The 21,100-nt window shown below is 60.3% G+C and carries 23 protein-coding genes; 15 read left to right on the top strand and 8 right to left on the bottom strand.

Annotated elements, in window-relative coordinates:
* Positions 1 to 14: 14 nt before the first annotated feature.
* From NE852_RS22035 to hslV, 5 genes are all read right to left on the bottom strand, one after another.
* The gene (locus tag NE852_RS22035) at positions 15 to 2,186 is read right to left on the bottom strand and encodes a malate synthase G (RefSeq protein ID WP_008528786.1); all 2,172 of its coding nucleotides are present in this window, start codon (positions 2,184 to 2,186) and stop codon (positions 15 to 17) included.
* A 93-nt stretch (positions 2,187 to 2,279) separates the two neighbouring features.
* Complete coding sequence (locus tag NE852_RS22030) at positions 2,280 to 3,683, bottom strand: cytochrome P450 (protein ID WP_258156095.1); 1,404 nt, start codon at positions 3,681 to 3,683, stop codon at positions 2,280 to 2,282.
* A gap of 48 nt (positions 3,684 to 3,731) precedes the next feature.
* Positions 3,732 to 4,679 carry a DUF1402 family protein gene (locus NE852_RS22025; protein WP_008528785.1) on the bottom strand — a complete coding sequence of 316 codons (948 nt, stop codon included), beginning with the start codon at positions 4,677 to 4,679 and terminating at the stop codon, positions 3,732 to 3,734.
* 187 nt (positions 4,680 to 4,866) lie between these two features.
* Positions 4,867 to 6,174: an ATP-dependent protease ATPase subunit HslU gene (hslU, locus tag NE852_RS22020; protein ID WP_008528784.1), complete on the bottom strand. Its 1,308-nt coding sequence runs from the start codon at positions 6,172 to 6,174 to the stop codon at positions 4,867 to 4,869.
* A 120-nt stretch (positions 6,175 to 6,294) separates the two neighbouring features.
* Complete coding sequence (gene hslV / locus NE852_RS22015; protein ID WP_008528783.1) at positions 6,295 to 6,822, bottom strand: ATP-dependent protease subunit HslV; 528 nt, start codon at positions 6,820 to 6,822, stop codon at positions 6,295 to 6,297.
* A 177-nt stretch (positions 6,823 to 6,999) separates the two neighbouring features.
* Between hslV and hisB the strand changes: the two genes are divergently transcribed.
* The 9 genes from hisB to coaA are packed head-to-tail and all read left to right on the top strand — an operon-like array spanning position 7,000 to position 12,435.
* On the top strand, positions 7,000 to 7,608 hold the full coding sequence (hisB, locus tag NE852_RS22010; protein ID WP_003583306.1) for an imidazoleglycerol-phosphate dehydratase HisB: 609 nt from the start codon (positions 7,000 to 7,002) through the stop codon (positions 7,606 to 7,608).
* Positions 7,609 to 7,632: 24 nt separating this feature from the next.
* Positions 7,633 to 8,118, top strand: coding sequence for a DUF2628 domain-containing protein (locus NE852_RS22005; RefSeq protein ID WP_008528777.1), 486 nt, complete (start codon positions 7,633 to 7,635; stop codon positions 8,116 to 8,118).
* A gap of 2 nt (positions 8,119 to 8,120) precedes the next feature.
* Positions 8,121 to 8,771, top strand: coding sequence for an imidazole glycerol phosphate synthase subunit HisH (gene hisH, locus NE852_RS22000; RefSeq protein WP_008528776.1), 651 nt, complete (start codon positions 8,121 to 8,123; stop codon positions 8,769 to 8,771).
* 52 nt (positions 8,772 to 8,823) lie between these two features.
* Positions 8,824 to 9,006, top strand: coding sequence for a hypothetical protein (locus NE852_RS21995; RefSeq protein ID WP_008528775.1), 183 nt, complete (start codon positions 8,824 to 8,826; stop codon positions 9,004 to 9,006).
* Positions 9,003 to 9,560 carry a hypothetical protein gene (locus tag NE852_RS21990; RefSeq protein WP_008528774.1) on the top strand — a complete coding sequence of 186 codons (558 nt, stop codon included), beginning with the start codon at positions 9,003 to 9,005 and terminating at the stop codon, positions 9,558 to 9,560. Before NE852_RS21995 ends, NE852_RS21990 begins: the two co-directional genes overlap by 4 nt.
* 6 nt (positions 9,561 to 9,566) lie before the next feature.
* Positions 9,567 to 10,313: a 1-(5-phosphoribosyl)-5-[(5-phosphoribosylamino)methylideneamino]imidazole-4-carboxamide isomerase gene (gene hisA, locus NE852_RS21985; RefSeq protein WP_008528773.1), complete on the top strand. Its 747-nt coding sequence runs from the start codon at positions 9,567 to 9,569 to the stop codon at positions 10,311 to 10,313.
* Positions 10,314 to 11,102 carry an imidazole glycerol phosphate synthase subunit HisF gene (gene hisF, locus NE852_RS21980; RefSeq protein WP_008528772.1) on the top strand — a complete coding sequence of 263 codons (789 nt, stop codon included), beginning with the start codon at positions 10,314 to 10,316 and terminating at the stop codon, positions 11,100 to 11,102.
* Positions 11,103 to 11,119: 17 nt separating this feature from the next.
* Complete coding sequence (locus NE852_RS21975; RefSeq protein WP_008528771.1) at positions 11,120 to 11,443, top strand: phosphoribosyl-ATP diphosphatase; 324 nt, start codon at positions 11,120 to 11,122, stop codon at positions 11,441 to 11,443.
* On the top strand, positions 11,440 to 12,435 hold the full coding sequence (gene coaA / locus NE852_RS21970; RefSeq protein WP_258156094.1) for a type I pantothenate kinase: 996 nt from the start codon (positions 11,440 to 11,442) through the stop codon (positions 12,433 to 12,435). The genes NE852_RS21975 and coaA overlap by 4 nt, the downstream gene beginning before the upstream one ends.
* Before the next feature lie 14 nt (positions 12,436 to 12,449).
* On the opposite strand, the gene NE852_RS21965 is transcribed toward coaA, so the two are convergent.
* The 3 genes from NE852_RS21965 to NE852_RS21955 form a co-directional block, all read right to left on the bottom strand.
* Positions 12,450 to 13,061, bottom strand: a complete 612-nt coding sequence (locus NE852_RS21965; protein ID WP_008528769.1) for an alpha-ketoglutarate-dependent dioxygenase AlkB — start codon at positions 13,059 to 13,061, stop codon at positions 12,450 to 12,452.
* Position 13,062: 1 nt separating this feature from the next.
* Positions 13,063 to 13,500, bottom strand: a complete 438-nt coding sequence (gene arfB / locus NE852_RS21960; RefSeq protein ID WP_008528767.1) for an alternative ribosome rescue aminoacyl-tRNA hydrolase ArfB — start codon at positions 13,498 to 13,500, stop codon at positions 13,063 to 13,065.
* A gap of 107 nt (positions 13,501 to 13,607) precedes the next feature.
* Positions 13,608 to 15,218 carry a phosphoenolpyruvate carboxykinase gene (locus NE852_RS21955; protein ID WP_037172077.1) on the bottom strand — a complete coding sequence of 537 codons (1,611 nt, stop codon included), beginning with the start codon at positions 15,216 to 15,218 and terminating at the stop codon, positions 13,608 to 13,610.
* 337 nt (positions 15,219 to 15,555) lie between these two features.
* Between NE852_RS21955 and NE852_RS21950 the strand changes: the two genes are divergently transcribed.
* The 6 genes from NE852_RS21950 to ahcY all read left to right on the top strand — a co-directional run bounded on the left by NE852_RS21950 (position 15,556) and on the right by ahcY (position 20,989).
* Positions 15,556 to 16,293: a response regulator transcription factor gene (locus tag NE852_RS21950; protein ID WP_008528765.1), complete on the top strand. Its 738-nt coding sequence runs from the start codon at positions 15,556 to 15,558 to the stop codon at positions 16,291 to 16,293.
* 77 nt (positions 16,294 to 16,370) lie between these two features.
* Positions 16,371 to 18,161: a sensor histidine kinase gene (locus NE852_RS21945; protein ID WP_037172072.1), complete on the top strand. Its 1,791-nt coding sequence runs from the start codon at positions 16,371 to 16,373 to the stop codon at positions 18,159 to 18,161.
* Positions 18,158 to 18,607 (top strand): HPr kinase/phosphorylase, encoded by a 450-nt coding sequence (locus NE852_RS21940; protein ID WP_008528763.1) that lies wholly within the window; start codon positions 18,158 to 18,160, stop codon positions 18,605 to 18,607. Before NE852_RS21945 ends, NE852_RS21940 begins: the two co-directional genes overlap by 4 nt.
* 150 nt (positions 18,608 to 18,757) lie before the next feature.
* The gene (locus tag NE852_RS21935) at positions 18,758 to 19,159 is read left to right on the top strand and encodes a PTS sugar transporter subunit IIA (RefSeq protein ID WP_003544139.1); all 402 of its coding nucleotides are present in this window, start codon (positions 18,758 to 18,760) and stop codon (positions 19,157 to 19,159) included.
* A 9-nt stretch (positions 19,160 to 19,168) separates the two neighbouring features.
* The gene (locus NE852_RS21930) at positions 19,169 to 19,444 is read left to right on the top strand and encodes an HPr family phosphocarrier protein (RefSeq protein WP_258156093.1); all 276 of its coding nucleotides are present in this window, start codon (positions 19,169 to 19,171) and stop codon (positions 19,442 to 19,444) included.
* Between the two features lie 144 nt (positions 19,445 to 19,588).
* Positions 19,589 to 20,989 carry an adenosylhomocysteinase gene (gene ahcY, locus NE852_RS21925; RefSeq protein WP_258156092.1) on the top strand — a complete coding sequence of 467 codons (1,401 nt, stop codon included), beginning with the start codon at positions 19,589 to 19,591 and terminating at the stop codon, positions 20,987 to 20,989.
* Positions 20,990 to 21,100 lie beyond the last annotated feature (111 nt).

Genomic DNA, 21,100 nt, shown 5'->3' with positions numbered 1-21,100 from the left:
TTTCACATTCTCGGTCATGCGGACTGCTTCGCCTTGAGTTCGAGGCGGCGTCGATGGAGCACCGGTTCCGTATAGCCGTTCGGCTGCTCCCTGCCCTTCAGGACAAGATCGAGAGCGGCCCGGAAGGCGATCGAATCATCGAAATTGCCGGCCATCGCTTGATAGGCAGGGTCCGATTCGTTCTGCCGGTCGACAACGGCTGCCATGCGCTTCATCGTTTCGACAATCTGAGTCTCGCTGACGACCTTGTGATGCAGCCAATTCGCCATGTGCTGGGCCGAGATGCGCAGTGTCGCGCGATCTTCCATCAGGCCGATATTGTTGATGTCGGGCACTTTCGAGCAACCGACGCCCTGGTCGATCCAGCGAACGACGTAACCCAGTATGCCCTGAGCATTGTTGTCGAGCTCACGCTGGATTTCCTCCGGCGTCCAGTTCGGGCGCACGGCGACCGGCACGGAGAGGATGTCGGACAGTTTGGCCCGGGCACGGTCCTTCAGCCCCTGCTGGACTCTTGTGACATTGACGCGGTGATAATGGGTGGCATGCAGGGTCGCGGCCGTTGGCGAGGGAACCCAGGCGGTATTGGCGCCGGCCCTGGGATGGGCGATCTTCTGTTCCAGCATCGCCGCCATCAGGTCCGGCATCGCCCACATGCCCTTGCCGATCTGGGCATGGCCGGAGAGGCCGCATTCGAGTCCGATGTCGACGTTCCAATTCTCATAGGCCGAAATCCAGGCCGCCTGGCGCATGTCGCCCTTGCGAATCATCGGGCCGGCTTCCATCGAAGTGTGGATTTCGTCGCCGGTGCGGTCGAGGAAGCCGGTGTTGATGAAGACGACGCGCTCGCGAGCGGCGCGGATGCACTCCTTGAGATTGATGGTCGTGCGGCGCTCCTCGTCCATGATGCCCATCTTGATGGTGCTGCGCGCCATGCCGAGTGCATCTTCAACCCGCGAGAAGATCTCGTCGGCGAAGGCGACCTCTTCGGGCCCGTGCATCTTCGGTTTGACCACATACATGGAGCCGCTGCGGGAATTCCTCTTCCGGCCGGCCGGGCCGATATCGTAAAGCGCGATCAGGCCGGTGACGACAGCATCCATGATGCCTTCCGGTACTTCGTTGCCGTCGCGGTCGAGGATCGCGGGATTGGTCATGAGATGCCCGACATTGCGTACCAGCATCAGCGAGCGGCGGTGCACTTCGAAGGCCGCACCGTCCGGACCGGTATAGTCCAGATCCGGATTGAGCTTGCGGGTGAAGCTCGCTCCGCCCTTTGCCACTTCTTCCTGCAGATCGCCTTTCATCAGGCCTAGCCAATTGCGATAAACGACGACCTTGTCCTCGGCATCGACGGCGGCAATCGAATCCTCGCAATCCATGATCGTCGTGATTGCCGATTCCAGCCAGACATCGGAAATATGCGCCGGATCGGCTTTGCCGATCGCCGTCGTTGCATCGATGATGATGTCGATGTGAATGCCGTTGTTTTTCAAGAGAATATGGGTTGGAGCGGCGGGATCGCCGCGATAGCCGGCAAAATGGCCGCTATCCCCGAGCGCTACCTGTTCGCCATCGACCGATCTGACGACCAGCCCGCCATCTTTGATGGCGAAGCTTCCGACGTCCTTCCAGCGCCAATCCTGCAGCGGCACCGAGGTATCGAGGAAATCACGCACCCATGCGATGACCTTCTCGCCGCGCTTCGGATTGTACCCCTTGCCCTTTTCGGCGCCATCGCTCTCGGGAATGGCGTCCGTGCCATAGAGCGCATCATAGAGCGAACCCCAGCGGGCATTTGCAGCGTTCAAGGCATAACGCGCGTTCATGACGGGAACGACGAGTTGCGGGCCGGCGATCGAAGCGATTTCGGGATCGACATTTTGCGTCGAGACCTGGAAATCCGAACCCTCGGGCAGGAGATAGCCGATTTCGCGGAGGAAGGATTGGTATTCGTCCATATCAACCGGCGCGCCGTGGCGGCGATACCAGTCGTCGATCTTTGCCTGCATCTCGTCGCGTTTGGCGAGCAGCGCACGATTCTTCGGGGCGAGATCATGAACGATCGCCGAAAAGGCGGCAAAGAACTTCTCCGCATCGACCGCGAGGCCTGGCAGCACCTCCTTGACGAGGAAATCGTGAAGGACGGTTTCGATGGCAAGACCGTTCTTATCAATGCGGCTCATGCGAGATTCTCCCTGGCGACGACTTGAATGCTGCCACTTTGCCCGGCTTTCATTCATAGTCAATTCCGCAATAATTCGAAAGATTTATGCCTTTCAGGAAACTATGCGCCGCGTCACGCGCATCGGAAGTCCGTTCTGCGGCTGTGTCGTCAGCTTCTGCACTGGCCAAGGATTCGTCTGATCGATGGAATCGAAGCGATAACGGTGCATCAGCACTGCAAGAGCAATTACAGCCTCCTGAAGCGCAAAGGTTGCGCCGATGCAGACTCGCGGACCAGCGCCGAAAGGCAGGAACTGGAAGCGTCCGATAGAGCCGCGATTTTCCGGCAGGAAACGTTCGGGCATATAGGCTCGCGGCCTGTCCCAGTAACGTTCGTGGCGGTGCAGCGTCCAGGGCATGATGAGCACCGTCACACCGGTCTCGATCTCGACCCGTTCTCCCTTGGCGCTCGTCCAGGAATCATCAGCAATGGCGGCGCGATTGATGGATGGAGCCGGCGGGTAGAGCCGCAGGGTCTCCTCGAAAGCGGCACGCGTCTGCGGCATCATATCCAGCCATTCCACAGGTTCGGCCGCGGTGGCCAGCACCGCGTCGATTTCTTGTTCCATCGCCTCGCGGATATGCGGGCTGTTCGATACGCAAAAAAGCGTCCAGGCCAAGGCCCGCGCCGTGGTCTCATGCCCCGCGCCGATGAAAGTCAGGATATTGTCTTCGATCTCATCCTTGGTCAGCCCATCAGGGCCAGCCTGCTCGAGGAGCAGCGTCAGGAAATCCTCGGGCGCGGCGTGGCGATTCGCCTTCATCTTCGCGAGCCGCATATCCATCGTGTCCCGCACGATGGCGCGAAATTTCTCCAGCACCTTCTGGCCGCCGATGCGTGTCACACGTGGAACCCAGGACGGAGCGCGCATCAGATCCATCGGATCGATGCGGCCCATGCGATGCAGGAGTTCATTGACATCGTCTGCGAAATGACCGCTCGAGGTGACGATTTCACCTGAAAACAAGGTGTCCGCGAGAATTGCGAAGGTCAGCTCGGTCATATCAGTGCTGATGTCGAAAATTGCGCCCGCTTCGCCTGGGCCTTCGTATTTGCGGGCATAGTCTTCAGACTGGCGCAGCATCTGCCCGGCAAAGCCTTGGGCATGGCGGGGCGTGAAAACAGGCGCCACCGCCTTGCGCGATCTCTTCCAGACCGGACCTTCGGCTGTCAGAAGGCCGTCGCGCAGGATCGGACGCAGAACGAGCTGGCGAATATCCGACATGCGGTAATTATTGGCGTTGTCGACCAGCACATGCTTGATGAGGCCGGGATCGTTGACGATCAGTGTCCTTTGGCCGAAGAACCTAGTGTGGATCCAGGGCAGCGTATAGGACGGCTCGCCCCAGAGTTCGAGCGGGTTACGCAAGATGATGCGGATAATTTCCAACCGGCTCGGCGGCACTGTGCGCGGCAGCGGTGCCGGCGGAACGAAGGGATCAGGACGCATGTCCATCGTCAAAGCCTTTCGGGGAAGATCAGCGCCTTCCCGGCAAGCTTGAAGCTAGAGCAGGCCCTTGAGTTCGTCCAGCTTGTCGTTGATCAGCCAGCCGTAATAATTCTCCTCCGGCCAGACTGTCGTGCCGGCAGCGCGGTTCTTCGCGGCCAGGGCAGCAGCGCGCTGGCGCGAATTGCCGACATTATAAAGCGTCGCCGTCAGGCCGGGATTGCCTGATATATCCATGCCGGCAATCTCCTTGTAGTCGTCGATCGACCTGCGGATCGAGGCCGCGACGAAGGAGAGCGAAATGTCGGGATCCATGATGGCCTTGTAGACCGCGCCGGCATTCTTCTCGTTCAGCTTCGGATAACCCGACACGCGGGTCACGAGATCGGAGAGCATCAGCGCCGTCAGCGGGTTGACCTGGCCGAGGCCGAAAGTCTGACCAGCATAGAAGGGCTGGAAGAACACCGCGCTGAAGCGGTTGTTTGGGAAGCTCTCGCCGCCCACGGTCTTGCCGCGGAAATCGCTTTCCCAGACATCTTCGCGGCAGGACCAAAGCGTGTAGGAATCGGTCTTGCTCTTGCATTCGGCAAATTGCGGCCGCGCCACGAAATCGTCGACGTTTTCGCCGTCATAGGCGAAGCGGAAGCTTTCTCCGGCATAGGAGGCTGCCTTGACGTAATAGGCCTGCAGCCGGTCGTAGGCATCGACATTATAGGTATGTTCGCCGACGATCGCGCCGACGACGTGAATGGGGTTGATGCCGTAGGCGCTGGAGACCTTGCGGATCTTGGCCATCAGCTCGTGATCGCTCGCGAGAAGCTCGTGGACCTTCTCGTATTTCACATCGAAGCTGCTCTTGGTGCCCTTGGTGCGCCTGACAGAAGCGCCCGGAATATCGGGTTGCTCGGCGTGGCGGTTGCCCGCCGGCACCACCTGCATTGCGAAGGCAGGCGCCGAATTCACCAGGGCAACGGCAATCATAAGGCTTGTCAAAAGGCGTCGCACGATCCGCTATCCCGTCCGTTCATCGTCCTGTTCGCGATGCGGCTGACTGGACCAGAATCTTGGCCGAATAAAGCCGGAGCGGAAAACAAAACGGGCCTTCACTAAAAAGTAAAAGGCCCGCTGTCGAGAGAGAGTTCGTTACAATCCGATCCTCACATCAGGAAAGACATGGACCGGTGCGCCGAGATCACAGAATGAAGCGCGAGAGATCGGTATTCTGCGCGAGATCGCCGACATGTTCGCGGACATAAGCGGCATCGATCGTCACGGCCGTCCCACCCCGATCCGGCGCGTTGTAGGAGATGTCGTCCAGGACCCGCTCCATCACCGTCTGCAGACGGCGTGCGCCGATATTCTCGACCGAGGAGTTCAGATGCACGGCGACATCGGCAAGCGCGTCGATCGCGTCGTCGGTGAATTCGAGGCTCAGGCTTTCCGTCTCCATCAGCGCGCGGTACTGGCGGATGAGGCTTGCTTCCGTTTCGGTCAGGATCCGGCGAAAATCCTCCTTGTTCAGCGGACGCAATTCGACACGGATCGGCAGGCGGCCCTGCAGCTCGGGGAGAAGATCCGACGGCTTGGAGACATGAAAGGCGCCCGAGGCAATGAAGAGGATATGGTCGGTCTTGACAGGTCCGTATTTGGTCGAGACCGTCGTGCCTTCGACAAGCGGCAGGAGGTCGCGCTGGACGCCTTCACGCGAAACGCCCGCACCCATGCCGCCGTCGCGGGCGGCGATCTTGTCGATTTCGTCGAGGAAGACGATACCGTCATTCTCGGTGGAGCGAACCGCCTCGCGCTGGATCACTTCGTTGTCGATCAGCTTGTCGGATTCGTCGCGGATCAGATCGCTATAGGAGGCCTTGACCGTCGTGCGGACCTTCTTGGTGCGGCCGCCCATCGCCTTGCCGAACATTTCCGACAGGTTCAGCACGCCGATATTGGCGCCCGGCATGCCCGGAATTTCAAAGCCGCCCATGCCGGAACCGGCATCGGCCACCTCGATATCGATTTCCTTGTCGTCGAGTTCACCGTCCCTCAGCTTCCTGCGGAAGTTTTCGCGGGTGGCGGGCGAAGCTGTCGTGCCGACCAGCGCATCGAGAACGCGCTCCTCGGCGCTCACATGCGCCTTGGCCTGCACTTCGGCCCGCTTCTTCTCGCGCACCAGGCCGATGCCGACCTCGACTAGGTCGCGGATGATCTGCTCGACATCGCGGCCGACATAGCCGACCTCGGTGAACTTGGTGGCTTCCACCTTGATGAAGGGCGCGCCGGCGAGTTTTGCCAGACGGCGGGAAATCTCGGTCTTGCCGACGCCGGTCGGGCCGATCATCAGGATGTTCTTCGGCATAACTTCGTCGCGCAGGCTCGGATCGAGCTGCTGGCGACGCCAGCGGTTGCGCAGCGCGATCGCGACAGCGCGTTTGGCATCATGCTGGCCGATGATGTAGCGGTCGAGTTCGGAAACGATCTCGCGGGGGGAAAAGGTCGTCATTGGGTGTTATTCTCCTGGCGGTCCAGGGCGATCAGCAGCGCCCGGCCGTAATTCGTCGTTATTTCGCCAAATCCTTGAGAGCCTGCCTCGGTTCGGCCGAACGGCCGCAAGGCAAAGAGCTCAGCCTTCGACCTCAAGCGATTCCACCACGATATTATGGTTCGTATAGACGCAGATATCGGCGGCGATATCGAGGGCGCGGCGAGCGATCTCTTCGGCCGATTTGTCGGTATCCATGAGCGCGCGGGCGGCCGCGAAGGCATAATTGCCGCCCGAACCGATCGCCGTCGTGCCATGTTCAGGCTCCAGAACGTCGCCGTTGCCGGTAATCGCAAGCGTAATCGACTTATCGGCAACGAGCATCATCGCTTCGAGATTACGCAGGTATTTGTCGGTGCGCCAGTCCTTGGCGAGTTCGACGGCCGCGCGCATCAACTGGCCGGGATATTGCTCCAGCTTCTTTTCGAGCCTTTCCAGCAGGGTGAAGGCATCGGCGGTGGCGCCGGCGAAACCGGCGATGACTTCGCCCTTGCCAATCCGGCGCACCTTGCGGGCATTGCCCTTCATGACGGTCTGGCCGAGGCTCACCTGGCCATCGCCCGCCATGACCACCTTGCCGCCTTTTCGAACTGTAATGATTGTTGTCATAAAACACCTGTCTGCCCATTAGGCGGGCCGTTTTTCCAGGCCGCATGCGGGCCTTGTTGAACCCTATGTAAGTGGGCCGGAGCCGATTGCAAATGGGCCGGCTTTTCTCTTCCCCGGCTTCTGGATATTTCCCGATGCGCCTGATAAGGAACGGCCTTGTTCCCGATGGAGGGCCATATGGCCGAGACCGCAGCAAGCCGCACGGGCAGCGTTTCCCGGAAGACCAACGAGACGTCGATTTCCGTTTCCGTCAATCTCGACGGCACCGGCAAATCGAAGATTTCGACGGGCGTCGGCTTCTTCGACCATATGCTTGACCAGCTTTCGCGGCATTCCCTGATCGACATGGAGATCGAGGCCAAGGGCGACCTGCATATCGACGACCATCACACCGTCGAGGATACGGGTATCGCGATCGGCCAGGCGATCTCCAAGGCGCTCGGCGACCGGCGCGGCATCACGCGATACGCGTCGATCGATCTCGCCATGGACGAGACGATGACCAAGGCGGCGGTCGATCTTTCCGGCCGGCCGTTCCTCGTCTGGAACGTCGCCTTCAGTGCGCCGAAGATCGGTACCTTCGACACCGAGCTCGTGCGAGAATTCTTCCAGGCGCTCGCCCAGAACGCCGGCATCACCTTGCATATTCTCAACCATTATGGCGCCAACAACCACCATATTGCCGAGACATGCTTCAAGGCCGTTGCCCGCGCGTTGCGCACGGCGACAGAGATCGATCCGAGACAGGCGGGCCGTGTTCCCTCGACGAAGGGCACGCTCGTCTGAGCCCCTCAAGGGAGCGGCGACAAAATGACATCGAGCTATATTTTCCTGACGCCGCCCGGCGGCACAAGTGCCACGGCCCACGAGACGCGAACCATCCGCGACGGATTCACGTTCCTCGGCTTGCTGTTTCCGTGGATTTGGCTGCTGGCCCATCGGCTGTGGCTGCATGCGTTGGCGGCTTTTCTGCTGCAATCAATCGGCGGAGCGCTGATGGATGAATCGGGCCTCTGGCCGGCGGGAATAGCAATCATGCTTGGCGTGAATATGATGGTCGGCCTCGAGGGCCAGAACTGGCGCATCCGCAATCTTGCCGCCAAGGGTTGGGGCGAAGACAGGCTCATTGCGGCCGATACGATCGGCATAGCCGAACAGATCTATTTTTCGGAGAGAGCCAACATTGCAGAGAGTGACGGCGCGGGAACGCCGGACTGGGAGAACAGGGCCCGTCCGGACAGCCGTCACGGACATGCCACCTCGCTTGGTCTTTTCGGTTTTAATGGAGGACGCTGACGATGCGCGTCGCGATTATCGACTACGGTTCCGGCAACCTGCGCTCGGCGACCAAGGCTTTCGAACGGGCCGCCCGTGAGGCGGGCATCGATGCGCATATCGATCTCACCGACAAGGCGGAGAACGTTGCCGCGGCCGATCGTATCGTGCTTCCCGGCGTCGGCGCCTATGCCGACTGCCGGCGTGGCCTCGATGCCGTGCCTGGGATGGCCGAGGTGCTGATCGAGGCCGTCGAGAAGAAGGCGCGGCCGTTCCTCGGCATTTGCGTCGGCATGCAGCTCATGTCCTCGCGCGGCCTTGAGAAGACAGTGACCAACGGTTTCGGCTGGATTCCGGGCGATGTCGTCGAGATGGCGCCAAGTGATCCCGCGCTCAAGATCCCACAGATCGGCTGGAATACGCTCGACCTCAAGCGCGAACACCCACTGTTCGATGGTATTCCGACCGGATCGCAGGGATTGCATGCCTATTTCGTCCATTCCTACCATCTTGCCGCCGAAAATGCCGGCGATGTTATCGCGACCGTCGACTATGGCGGCCCGATGACCGCTCTTGTCGGGCGCGACAACATGGTCGGAGCACAGTTTCACCCGGAAAAGAGCCAGAAGCTCGGCCTTGCGCTGATCGCCAATTTTCTGCGCTGGAACCCGTAATACCGCCGCCTTATTTTCCCTATATGGAAAAGGCGGAACTGGAGTGCCCTCGATGCCGGCTTCACGGAAATCAGGCAAGGTGTTCTATGCGCTGCGGCCACCCCGCGAGGGATTGCCTCCCTTCTCGGACATTCGGCTTCCCGACGGAACGATCATTCGCCGTGTCGACGAAACCATCCATAAAAGAGCGCTTTCCAATGCGGCCAAGGCGTTGAAAGAAAGGCTGGACCGATGATCCATGAATTTCTTGCCGGCAACGAGAATTCCCAGCTGCGCGCCAACGGCATCAGCGCCAGCGATATCGCCGAGGCGGTGCTGGAATTCTATATCGAAGGCGAGGACGATCTGATCGGCCTACTTGCCTATGCCCTCTACGAGCGGCAGAAGCGCGATTTCGTTCTCAGCTATCGCAAGCGCAATGCCGGCCGTTCGCCCAACGAGGCCGAGCTTGCGGCCGTCAACAGCAATTATCTCTCGACCGATCTGCGCAACACGCTGCGCGACCGCGCATCGCAGATTCTTTCGAGTTATGCCGAGACCTATGTCGAGGCGATGGAGCCGGAGATCCGGCTCGCCGCCGTCAACAGCGATGCGCTGCGCCGGGCGCGCGAGATCGAGAAATCGATGAAGAGGCGTCTCGGCTTCTGGCGCCAGGTCCGCGCCGGTTTTACCGTCACCCTGCTCCTTTTTCTGCTTTTTGGCGCTGCCGCCATTGCCGCTGTCTTTTTCCGCTCGGATATCGTAGATGCGTGGAATGCGCTGATAGTATCGACCACTCTACGGACGTAAGACGACATGATCCTTTTTCCCGCGATCGATCTGAAGGGCGGCCAATGTGTCCGCCTGAAGCTCGGCGACATGCAGCAGGCGACGGTCTACAACACCGATCCGGCCGCCCAGGCGAAATCCTTCGAAGACCAGGGTTTCGAGTGGCTGCATGTGGTCGATCTCGACGGCGCATTCGCGGGGCATTCGGCCAATGGCGATGCCGTCGAAGCGATCCTGAAGGCAACTGAAAATCCCGTGCAGCTCGGCGGCGGCATCCGCACGCTCGATCATATCGAGGCCTGGCTGTCTCGCGGCCTGCGGCGTGTCATTCTCGGCACTGTCGCAGTCAGAAATCCTGATCTGGTCATCGAGGCCTGTCGGAAATTTCCGGGCCATGTGGCCGTCGGCATCGATGCCAAGGGCGGCAAGGTGGCCGTCGAGGGTTGGGCGGAAGCTTCCGAACTCGGCATCGTCGAGCTTGCCAAAAAATTCGAGGGCGCCGGCGTTAGCGCGATCATCTATACCGATATCGACCGCGACGGCATCCTGACCGGCATCAACTGGGCATCGACGCTGGAGCTTGCCGATGCCGTCTCCATTCCGGTCATCGCTTCGGGCGGCCTTGCCTCTATCGAAGATATCAAACGCATGCTGCAGCCCGATGCGCGGAAGCTTGAAGGCGCGATTTCAGGCCGCGCGCTCTATGACGGCCGGATCGACCCGGCGGAAGCGCTGGCGCTGATCAAGGCCAGCAAGGCAAGGGAGACCGCATAAATGACCCTCAAAGCCCGCGTGATCCCCTGCCTCGACGTCAAGGACGGCCGCGTCGTCAAGGGCGTCAACTTCCTCAATCTCGTCGATGCAGGCGATCCTGTCGAAGCGGCGAAGGCCTATGATGCCGCCGGCGCCGACGAACTCTGCTTCCTCGACATCACCGCCTCGTCAGACAATCGCGAGACGATCTTCGATGTCGTGTCGCGTACCGCGGACCAATGCTTCATGCCGCTGACAGTCGGCGGCGGGGTCAGAACCATCGCCGATATCCGCAAGCTCCTGCTTTGCGGCGCCGACAAGGTCTCCATCAATTCGGCGGCCGTCAGCAATCCCGATTTCGTCACCGAGGCGGCCGACAAGTTCGGCGACCAGTGCATCGTCGTCTCGATCGACGCCAAGCGCAGACGCACGCAGGCGGTCGGCGGAGACAATCTCAGCGCCTGGGAAATCTATACGCATGGCGGCCGCAACGCGACCGGCATCGATGCCATCGAATTCGCTCAGAAGATGGTGGCCCACGGCGCCGGCGAATTGTTGGTCACGTCGATGGACCGTGACGGCACCAAGGTCGGCTACGATCTGGAGCTGACGCGGGCAATCGCCGATGCGGTGCGGGTGCCGGTCATCGCTTCCGGCGGCGTCGGCGATCTCGACGATCTCGTCGCCGGGGTGAAGGAAGGCCACGCCAATGCCGTGCTTGCCGCCTCGATCTTCCATTTCGGGACCTATTCCGTCGGCGAGGCAAAACGCTATATGTCGAAGTGCGGCATCGACATGCGTCTCGACTGAACCTTGAAAGCGGACATATGAGCGGATTTTCCCTTTCCGATCTCGAAAACATCGTCGCAGAGCGGTCGAAAGCCTCACCGGACGAGTCCTGGACGGCCAAGCTCGTCGCCGCCGGCCAGCCGAAGGCGGCGAAGAAGCTCGGCGAAGAAGCGATCGAAGCGGTGATGGCGGCGGTGACCGGAGACCGCGACAATCTGACCTATGAAGCCGCCGATATGCTCTATCATCTCTTGGTCGTATTGAAGATTGCTGAAATACCGGTAGAGAATGTCATGGCCGAACTCGAGCGCAGAACCGCGCAGTCCGGCCTCAAGGAAAAGGCCAGCCGGCAGAGTTCATGAGTATCGCGACTGAGATTATCGGGGTGCCGGAAACGTTGGATCACTTCCAGTCGGAATCCTATTCGCCCTACCATTTCTTCTCCTCCGCACAATGGGCGAAATTCCGAGCCGACACGCCGCTGACGTTGACCAGCGACGAGGTCAACCGACTGCGCTCGATGGGCGACCCGATCGATCTCAACGAAGTCAGGCGCATCTATCTCTCGCTGTCGCGCCTGCTTTCGTCGCATGTCGAATCCTCGCAGATGCTCTTCGAGCAGCGCAACCGCTTCCTCAGCCTGTCCGATGTGACGAAGACCCCCTTCGTCATCGGCATTGCCGGCTCGGTCGCGGTGGGAAAATCGACCACGGCGCGTGTCCTGAAGGAGCTTCTCGGGCGCTGGCCTTCCAGCCCGAAGGTCGACCTCATCACGACGGATGGTTTCCTTCATCCGAACGCCGTGCTGCAGCGGGAAAAGCTGATGCAGCGCAAGGGTTTTCCCGAAAGCTACGATACGGCTGCGATCCTGCGCTTCCTTTCGGCAATCAAGGCGGGGCGGCCGGATGTGAAGGCGCCCTGCTATTCGCATCTCGTCTACGACGTGCTGCCGGATGAATACAAAATCGTTGACCGGCCCGACATCCTGATCTTCGAGGGCATCAATGTCCTGCAATCGCGCGACCTGCCGGCCGACGGCAAGATCGTGCCGATGGTGTCCGATTTCTTCGACTTCTCGATCTATATCGATGCGGCGGAAAACCAAATTCATAACTGGTACGTCACGCGCTTCATGCGACTGCGGGAGACCGCCTTCCGCGATCCGAACTCCTATTTCCATCGTTACGCCTCGATCACCGATGCGGAGGCGCTTGAAATCGCCGAGGATCTCTGGACGAACATCAACCTGAAGAACCTGCGCCAGAATATCCTGCCAACGCGGCCGCGCGCCGATCTGATCCTGAAAAAGGGGAAGGATCATCTGATCGAGCAGGTCGCGCTCAGAAAACTATAGCAGGCGATCCATTGTCATCGGCGGACGCGTCGCAGCGTCAGATTGATGCGGCCGCCATTCTTCAGTAGCGTCGATGTCGCCGGATGAATGCGGTCGACGCCATGAAAACAAAGCCTCCCCTCGCCGCCCAGGACCACCAGATCACCGCTCGAAAGCTTGAAAGATAGCGTGCGATCATTACGATTGAGGCCACCGACGCGAAAGAGGCAGCTGTTGCCAAGCGAGATCGAGACCACGGGCGCCTGCAGATCCTGCTCGTCCTTATCTTGATGCAGCCCCATGCGGGCATCGTCGGAATAGAAGTTGACGAGGCAAGCCTCGGGCGGACTGTCGTAGCCCGACACATCATTCCAGATATCGAGCAGCTGCTGAGGCATATCGGGCCACGGCCTGCCGCTCGCCGGATGAGTCGGCTGATAGCGATAGCCGCGCTCCTTGTCCGTGACCCAGCCGAGCGGCCCGCAATTGGTCATCCGAACCGACATCGGCTTGCCGGTGCCGGGCATGACGGGCACATAAAGCGGCGCCTCGGCGACGACGGCGCGGATCACCTCGACCAATTCTTCCTGACGCGCCCGGTCGAGATAGCCGGGCAGATGGCGGATGCCGTTCAAGAGTTCGGGCATATCATTCGCCGCCGCCGGGGCGGCCGCGCATTTTCTTGACTTCGGAGCGGCCGGATTTTTCCTTCAGCCGGCGTTCGACGGAGCCCTTGGTCGGCTTGGTCTTCTTGCGCGGCGGCGGTGGTGGCTTGGCGGCTTCCAGGATCAATTCCTTCAGCCGCTCGCGCGCATCCTCGCGGTTACGGTCCTGGCTGCGAAAGCGGCTCGCCTCGATCATCAGCACGCCCTCTTTCGACATGCGCCGGCCGGCGAGCTTGACCGCATTGGCCTTGACGCGTTCATTGAGCGAGGGCGAATTCGGAATGTTGAAGAACAGCTGAACCGCGGTCGAGACCTTGTTGACATTCTGTCCGCCGGGGCCGCCCGCCAGAACGAACTGCTCGGTCAGCTCCCATCCTGCGATGGTGATTCTGTCATCGATGTAGAGCGCGTCGCTGGCCATGCGGCGTTCTATCTCATATCAGCCGCCAATTGAAAACATCGACCGCCACGAGAAAACCCGGCCATCCTGCGATGCCGGGTTTCACGTGAATCAGAAGTTCGTTCGCCTTATTCGGCTGCGACTTTCACGCCGGGAGCCGCATCGCGCACGCCGCCATCGACGTGACCCTCGAACTTGGCGAAGTTGGCGATGAACATCGAGACCAGCTTTTCCGCCTGCGCGTCATAGGCTGCCTTATCGGCCCAGGTCGAGCGCGGATCGAGAATGCCGCCGTCCACGCCATTGACGGAAACCGGCACGGCGAAACCGAAATTCGGATCCGCACGGAATTCGACCTGGCCGAGTTCGCCGCTGAGAGCAGCGGCCAGAAGGGCGCGCGTCGCCTTGATCGGCATGCGCTTTCCGGTGCCGTAGGCGCCGCCGGTCCAGCCGGTATTGACGAGCCAGCATTCGACGCCGTGGCGGCCGATCAGATCCTTGAGCAGATTGCCGTATTCGGCCGGGTGGCGCGGCATGAAGGGCGCGCCGAAGCAGGTGGAGAAGGTCGCTTCCGGCTCGACGACACCCTTTTCAGTGCCGGCCACCTTGGCGGTGTAGCCGGAGAGGAAGTGATACATCGCCTGATCGGGCGTCAGACGCGCGATCGGCGGCATGACGCCGAAAGCATCGGCGGTCAGCATGATGATCGTCTTCGGATGGCCTGCCCGGCCGGTTTCCGAGGCATTCGGGATGAAATCCATCGGATAGGCGCAGCGCGTGTTCTCGGTCAGCGATCCGTCGTCGAAATTCGGCTCGCGGCGTTCGTTCAGCACGACGTTTTCGAGCACGGTGCCGAAACGCTGCGTCGTGGCGTAGATTTCCGGCTCGGCTTCGGCCGAGAGACGGATGGTCTTGGCGTAGCAGCCGCCTTCGAAATTGAAGATGCCGTTTTCGCTCCAGCCGTGTTCGTCATCGCCGATCAGGGTGCGCGCCGGATCGGCCGAAAGCGTCGTCTTGCCCGTGCCGGAAAGGCCGAAGAAGATCGCCGAATCGCCATCCGGGCCGACATTGGCCGAGCAGTGCATCGGCATCACGCCCTTGGCCGGCAGCAGGTAGTTGAGCACGGTGAAAACAGACTTCTTCATCTCGCCGGCATAGGAGGTGCCGCCGATGAGGACGAGGCCGTTGGTGAGGTCGCAGGCGATCACCGTTTCCGACCGGCAGCCGTGGCGTGCCGGATCGGCCTTGAAGCTCGGCAGATCGATGATCGTCAGCTTCGGCACGAAAGTGGGCAGTGCTGCGGCATCGGGACGGATCAGCAAGTTGCGGATGAACAGCGAATGCCAGGCGAACTCGGTCACGACGCGCGTCGGCAAGGCGTGGCCTTGCTCGGCGCCGCCGACAAGATCCTGAACGAAAAGGTCTTTGCCGGCGGCATGCGCCAGCATGTCTTCGCGCAGTATGGCAAAATGCTCCGGCGAGAGCGGCTTGTTGTTGTCCCACCAGATTTCACCATCTGTATTGGCGTCGCGAACGACGAACTTGTCGCGCGGCGAACGGCCGGTGTGCTGGCCGGTGATGGCCCTCAGCGCGCCCTGAGCGGTCAGTTCGGCTTCACCCCGGCGGATCGATTCCTCATAGAGTGCTGCGGCGGAAAAGTTATAGCGAACGCTGGCTGCGCCGCTCAATCCAACCGTTTTCAGCTCCATTGCCGGGTTATGAACTCCGAACTTTTCCATGGCTAGTTCCCTTTGCTCAGGCTCGTTGCCGTTAAAACTAAGCTAGAAATACGGGGAGAAATTTTAAAAGACAAGAGACAAAAATTGAGAAAATATAGTAATATCAAATAATTAATCGATTTAAATTTATCGGCTTCTTTTTAAATCGTTTGAAAAGATCGCGTTGAAACGTTTTTCAATACACGTTTAGATTGCTATCGAATTTAGCGACAATCCTCCCCTTTATCTTTGCCACAATTTGTTCCACCTTTATCCTCCATAAGCGCATCCGGTCACTGAGACCGCCTGGGGACGACCAAAATCCGGGAGATGCGCACTGATGATGGAGACCAACACCATGCCGACAATCGCGCTCGTTGATGACGACCGCAATATCCTCACCTCGGTGTCGATCGCGCTGGAGGCCGAAGGATATAAGGTCGAGACCTATACGGACGGCGCCTCGGCGCTAGACGGCCTTCTGGCCCGACCGCCGCAGCTTGCGATCTTCGATATCAAAATGCCGCGCATGGACGGCATGGAACTCCTGCGCCGCCTGCGGCAGAAATCGGATATGCCGGTCATCTTCCTCACCTCCAAGGATGAGGAGATCGACGAGCTGTTCGGTTTGAAGATGGGCGCGGACGATTTCATCACCAAGCCTTTCTCGCAGCGCCTGCTGGTCGAGCGCGTGCGCGCCGTCCTGCGTCGCGCCTCGAGCCGCGAAGCCGCGGCCGCCGGCGGCGCGAACCCTGCCGGCACGCCGAAAGCCGGCGTGGTGCAGCAGGCCCGCTCGCTGGAGCGCGGGCAGCTGGTCATGGACCAGGAACGCCATACCTGCACGTGGAAGGGCGAGGCCGTGACGCTGACGGTGACGGAATTCCTGATCCTGCATTCGCTGGCGCAGCGCCCGGGCGTCGTCAAAAGCCGAGATGCATTGATGGATGCGGCCTATGACGAACAGGTCTATGTCGACGACCGGACCATCGACAGCCACATCAAGCGGCTTCGGAAGAAATTCAAGATGGTCGATACCGATTTTGATATGATTGAAACACTCTACGGAGTGGGATACCGCTTCCGCGAAGCAGCCTGACGCCTTACGGCGCGGCGAGAGACGATTGAGGGTTGCGGGCTGGTCCATCCGGCCCCACCCTTCGAAAGGGCCTGTCATTGGCACAATTGGTGCAGGAAAGGGATTTGGACGATGCGGAGGGCGTGAGCAGCCCTCTCGCTCGAGGGCGCCGTTGGTCACATCCCTTCACGCTGATCCGCCGCATCTTCGGCAATGCCGTCTTTTCGAGCCTGACGCGGCGCATCGTCTTTTTCAATCTCGCTGCGCTGGTGGTGCTCGTCGGCGGTATTCTCTACCTCAACCAGTTTCGCGAGGGGCTGATCGATGCCCGCGCCGAAAGTCTTCTGACGCAAGGTGAGATCATCGCCGGCGCGGTTTCGGCCTCTGCGTCTGTAGACACGAACTCGATCACCATCGATCCCCAAAAGCTGCTTGAGCTGCAGGCCGGCCAGAGCATCACCCCGGTCCCGAACGACGAGGATCTCGAATTCCCGATCGATCCCGAGAAGGTCGCCCCGGTGCTGCGCCGGCTGATCTCTCCGACACGCACGCGCGCCCGCATCTTCGATGCCGACGCCAATCTGCTGCTCGATTCGCGCCATCTCTATTCGCGCGGCCAAGTGCTGCGCTTCGACCTGCCGCCGGTCGAGGAGGAAAAGCAGACCTGGAGCGATTGGTTCGCGACGCTGTTCAACAAGGCACTGCAGCCCGGCAACCTGCCGCTCTATAAGGAAGCGCCGGGCGGCGACGGCTCGATCTATCCCGAAGTCATGAACGCGCTGACCGGCGTGCGCGGCGCGGTCGTGCGCACCACCGAAAAAGGCGAGCTCATCGTTTCCGTTGCGGTGCCGATCCAGCGCTTCCGCGCCGTGCTCGGCGTGCTGCTGCTCTCGACGCAGGCTGGTGACATCGACAATATCGTTCATGCCGAACGGCTTGCCATCATGCGGGTCTTCGGCGTCGCCACGCTCGTCAACGTGCTGCTTTCCCTGGTGCTGTCGTCGACGATCGCCAATCCGCTGCGCCGGCTTTCGGCTGCGGCGATCCGCGTGCGCCGTGGCGCCAAGACGCGCGAGCAAATTCCGGACTTTTCGGCCCGCCAGGACGAAATCGGTAATCTTTCCATTGCATTGCGCGAGATGACGACTGCGCTTTACGACCGCATCGATGCAATCGAGAGCTTTGCGGCCGATGTCAGCCACGAGCTCAAGAACCCGCTGACCTCGCTGCGCAGCGCCGTCGAAACGCTGCCGCTCGCCAAATCCGAGGATTCCAAGAAACGGCTGCTCGATGTCATCCAGCACGATGTCCGCCGCCTCGATCGCCTGATCAGCGATATATCAGACGCCTCGCGCCTCGACGCCGAACTCGCACGCGTCGATGCCGCTTCCATCGACATGGAGGTGCTGCTGCGCGACCTGATCGATGTATCGCGCCAGATCAGAGGCAGTAAGAAGCAAGTGGAGATCGAATATTCCATCGAGCGCAAGCCGAACGTCAAGACGCGCTTCATCGTCAACGGCCACGACCTGCGCATCGGCCAGATCGTAACGAACCTGATCGAGAACGCCCGGTCCTTCGTGCCTGAAAAGGGCGGCAAGATCACTGTGCGGCTGGTGCGGACGCGATCGCGTTGCGTCACCTATATCGAGGACAACGGCCCCGGCATCCAGGCGGAAAATATCGACCGCATTTTCGAGCGCTTCTATACGGACCGTCCGGAATCGGAAGGCTTCGGCCAGAATTCCGGCCTCGGCCTTTCGATCAGCCGGCAGATCGCCGAAGCCCATGGCGGTTCACTGAGGGCGGAAAACATTGCCGATGCCGAGAGCGGGCATGTGCGCGGCGCGCGCTTCATCCTCGCCCTGCCCCTCGATGCCGCCGCATGACGGAAGCTCCCAACATTCATGCGACGGCGATCGTCGTGGGCAGGACCGGGCTCCTCTTCAGCGGACCTTCCGGCTGGGGAAAATCGATGCTGGCCTTCTCCTGCATGACCGAGGCGCGCCGGCTGGGTCTCTTCACTGCGCTTGTTGCAGACGACCAGGTTCTTCTTGCGAAAGAGGCCGGTTCGGTGATCGCCGCATGCCCGCCGTCGATCGCCGGCCTGATCGAGCTTCGCGGCACCGGCATCGTCCGGCAGGATCACATCCCTCGCGCGACCATGCATTATGCGGTGCTTCCCGGCAGCGCTTCCGGTGAAAACCGCGTCCCTCCCGAGGGCGAAATCGTCAGCCTTGCCGAAGGTTTTTCGCTTCCCGCATTGCGGTTGCTCACAAACGTTCCCTCACCGCTCGCGATTCTGATGGCGAAAGCGCCTGACATCGGATGCTGAAGGCTTCCGGATTGATCAATCCGCCTTATATATTTGCATTTTTATCTTGCACTTCGGCTTTTCATAGCCAAGATGTGCCGCCACCGGTGGACGTAATTGCTGCATTGCGATATCTGGGCCACCGTTTGCGGATATGGGAGCAGTAATATCATGATCGGACTTGTGCTTGTCACTCATGGCAAGCTGGCTGAAGAGTTTCGTCATGCTGTCGAGCACGTCGTCGGTCCTCAGAAATTCATCGAGACGGTCTGTATTGGCCCCGAAGACGACATGGACCAGAGACGGCAGGACATTCTGGAAGCTGTGTCCGGCGCCGATGACGGCCATGGCGTCGTCATTCTGACCGACATGTTCGGCGGCACGCCGTCCAATCTCGCCATATCGGTCATGAGCAGCGGTCACACGGAAGTCATCGCCGGCGTCAATCTGCCGATGCTGATCAAACTTGCCGGTGTGCGCGGCGAGAACAACATGGAGAAGGCTCTGGTGGAGGCTTCCGAAGCCGGGCGGAAATACATCAATGTCGCGAGCCGTGTGCTCAGCGGAAAATAACGGGCCTTCATGACACCGCTTTCCCGGGAACTCCTCATCATCAACAAGCGCGGCCTTCATGCGCGCGCCTCCGCCAAATTCGTGCAGATGGTCGAGAATTTCGATGCAGCCATCACCGTTTCCAAGGACGGAATGACGGTCGGCGGCACCTCGATCATGGGCCTCATGATGCTGGCGGCAAGCCCTGGCTCAAGCGTCGTCGTCTCGGCGAGCGGCAGCCAGGCCGCCGAGGCGCTCGATGCCCTGGATCAGCTGATCCAGAACAAGTTCGGCGAAGAAATGTGAACTCGGCCGAGTTCATATAAACATATAAAGACTTCTTTATATCCTTATTGCCATCCCAGGCGAAGCCTGCTAAACGGCGGACATGCCGTGCGCTTGCTCGCGCCTGCGCCCATTTTTGAGACGCTTTTCAGCCTGGAGGCTTCTATGAGCACTGAAAGAGATTATGTCGTCGCCGATATCGGGCTTGCGGATTTCGGCCGCAAGGAAATTACGATCGCCGAAACCGAAATGCCGGGGCTGATGTCCTGCCGCGCCGAATTCGGCCAGGCAAAGCCGCTGAAGGGCGCACGTATCACCGGCTCGCTGCACATGACCATCCAGACCGCCGTGCTGATCGAAACGCTGGTGGCGCTCGGCGCCGAAGTCCGCTGGGCTTCCTGCAACATCTTCTCGACGCAGGATCATGCCGCCGCCGCGATCGCCGCTGCCGGCGTTCCGGTTTTCGCCATCAAGGGCGAGTCGCTCGAAGACTACTGGGTCTATACCGACAAGATCTTCCAGTGGGCCGATGGCGGGCTTTCCAACATGATCCTCGATGACGGCGGCGACGCCACCATGTACATCCTGCTCGGCGCCCGCGCCGAAGCCGGCGAGGACGTGCTCTCCAACCCGCATTCCGAGGAAGAAGAAATCCTCTTCGCACAGATCAAGAAGCGCCTCGCCGCTTCCCCGGGCTGGTTCACCAAGCAGCGAGAGGCCATCAAGGGCGTCACCGAAGAGACCACAACGGGCGTCAACCGCCTCTATCAGCTCAGCCAGAAGGGTCTGCTGCCCTTCCCGGCGATCAACGTCAACGACTCCGTCACCAAGTCGAAGTTCGACAACAAGTATGGCTGCAAGGAATCGCTGGTTGACGGCATCCGCCGCGGCACCGACGTGATGATGGCCGGCAAGGTTGCCGTCGTCTGCGGTTATGGCGACGTCGGCAAGGGTTCTGCCGCTTCGCTCTCCGGCGCCGGCGCCCGCGTCAAGGTTACCGAAGCCGATCCGATCTGCGCCCTGCAGGCTGCCATGGACGGTTACGAAGTGGTTCTGCTCGAGGACGTCGTTTCCTCCGCCGATATCTTCATCACGACGACCGGCAACAAGGACGTCATCCGCATCGACCATATGCGCGAGATGAAGGATATGGCGATCGTCGGCAATATCGGCCATTTCGACAACGAAATCGAAGTCGCCGCACTGCGTAACCTCAAGTGGACCAACGTCAAGCCGCAGGTCGACCTGATCGAGTTCCCCAAGGGCAACCGCATCATCCTTCTTTCCGAAGGCCGTCTGCTCAACCTCGGCAATGCGACGGGCCATCCGTCCTTCGTCATGTCGGCCTCGTTCACCAACCAGACGCTGGCGCAAATCGAGCTCTTCACCAAGCCCGGCCAGTACGAGAACAAGGTGTACATCCTGCCGAAGCATCTCGACGAGAAGGTCGCACGCCTGCATCTCGACAAGCTCGGTGTGAAGCTTACGCAGCTCAGCGAGGAGCAGGCCGCCTATATCGGCGTGAAGCCGCAGGGTCCGTTCAAGTCCGATCACTACAGATATTGATCGGACTATCAATATCCACAAGATGTAGAAGCCGCGGCATTGACAAATGCCGCGGCTTATTTTTTGGGCGCTCCCTTCCCGCCGATTCCCTTCCGAAGTATTGTTTTAAGA

It is taken from the genome of Rhizobium sp. Pop5 (assembly GCF_024721175.1).
Lineage (GTDB): Bacteria > Pseudomonadota > Alphaproteobacteria > Rhizobiales > Rhizobiaceae > Rhizobium.
The sequence above is the reverse complement of the archived record's forward strand: the minus strand, read 5'-3'. Positions and strand labels throughout refer to the sequence as shown.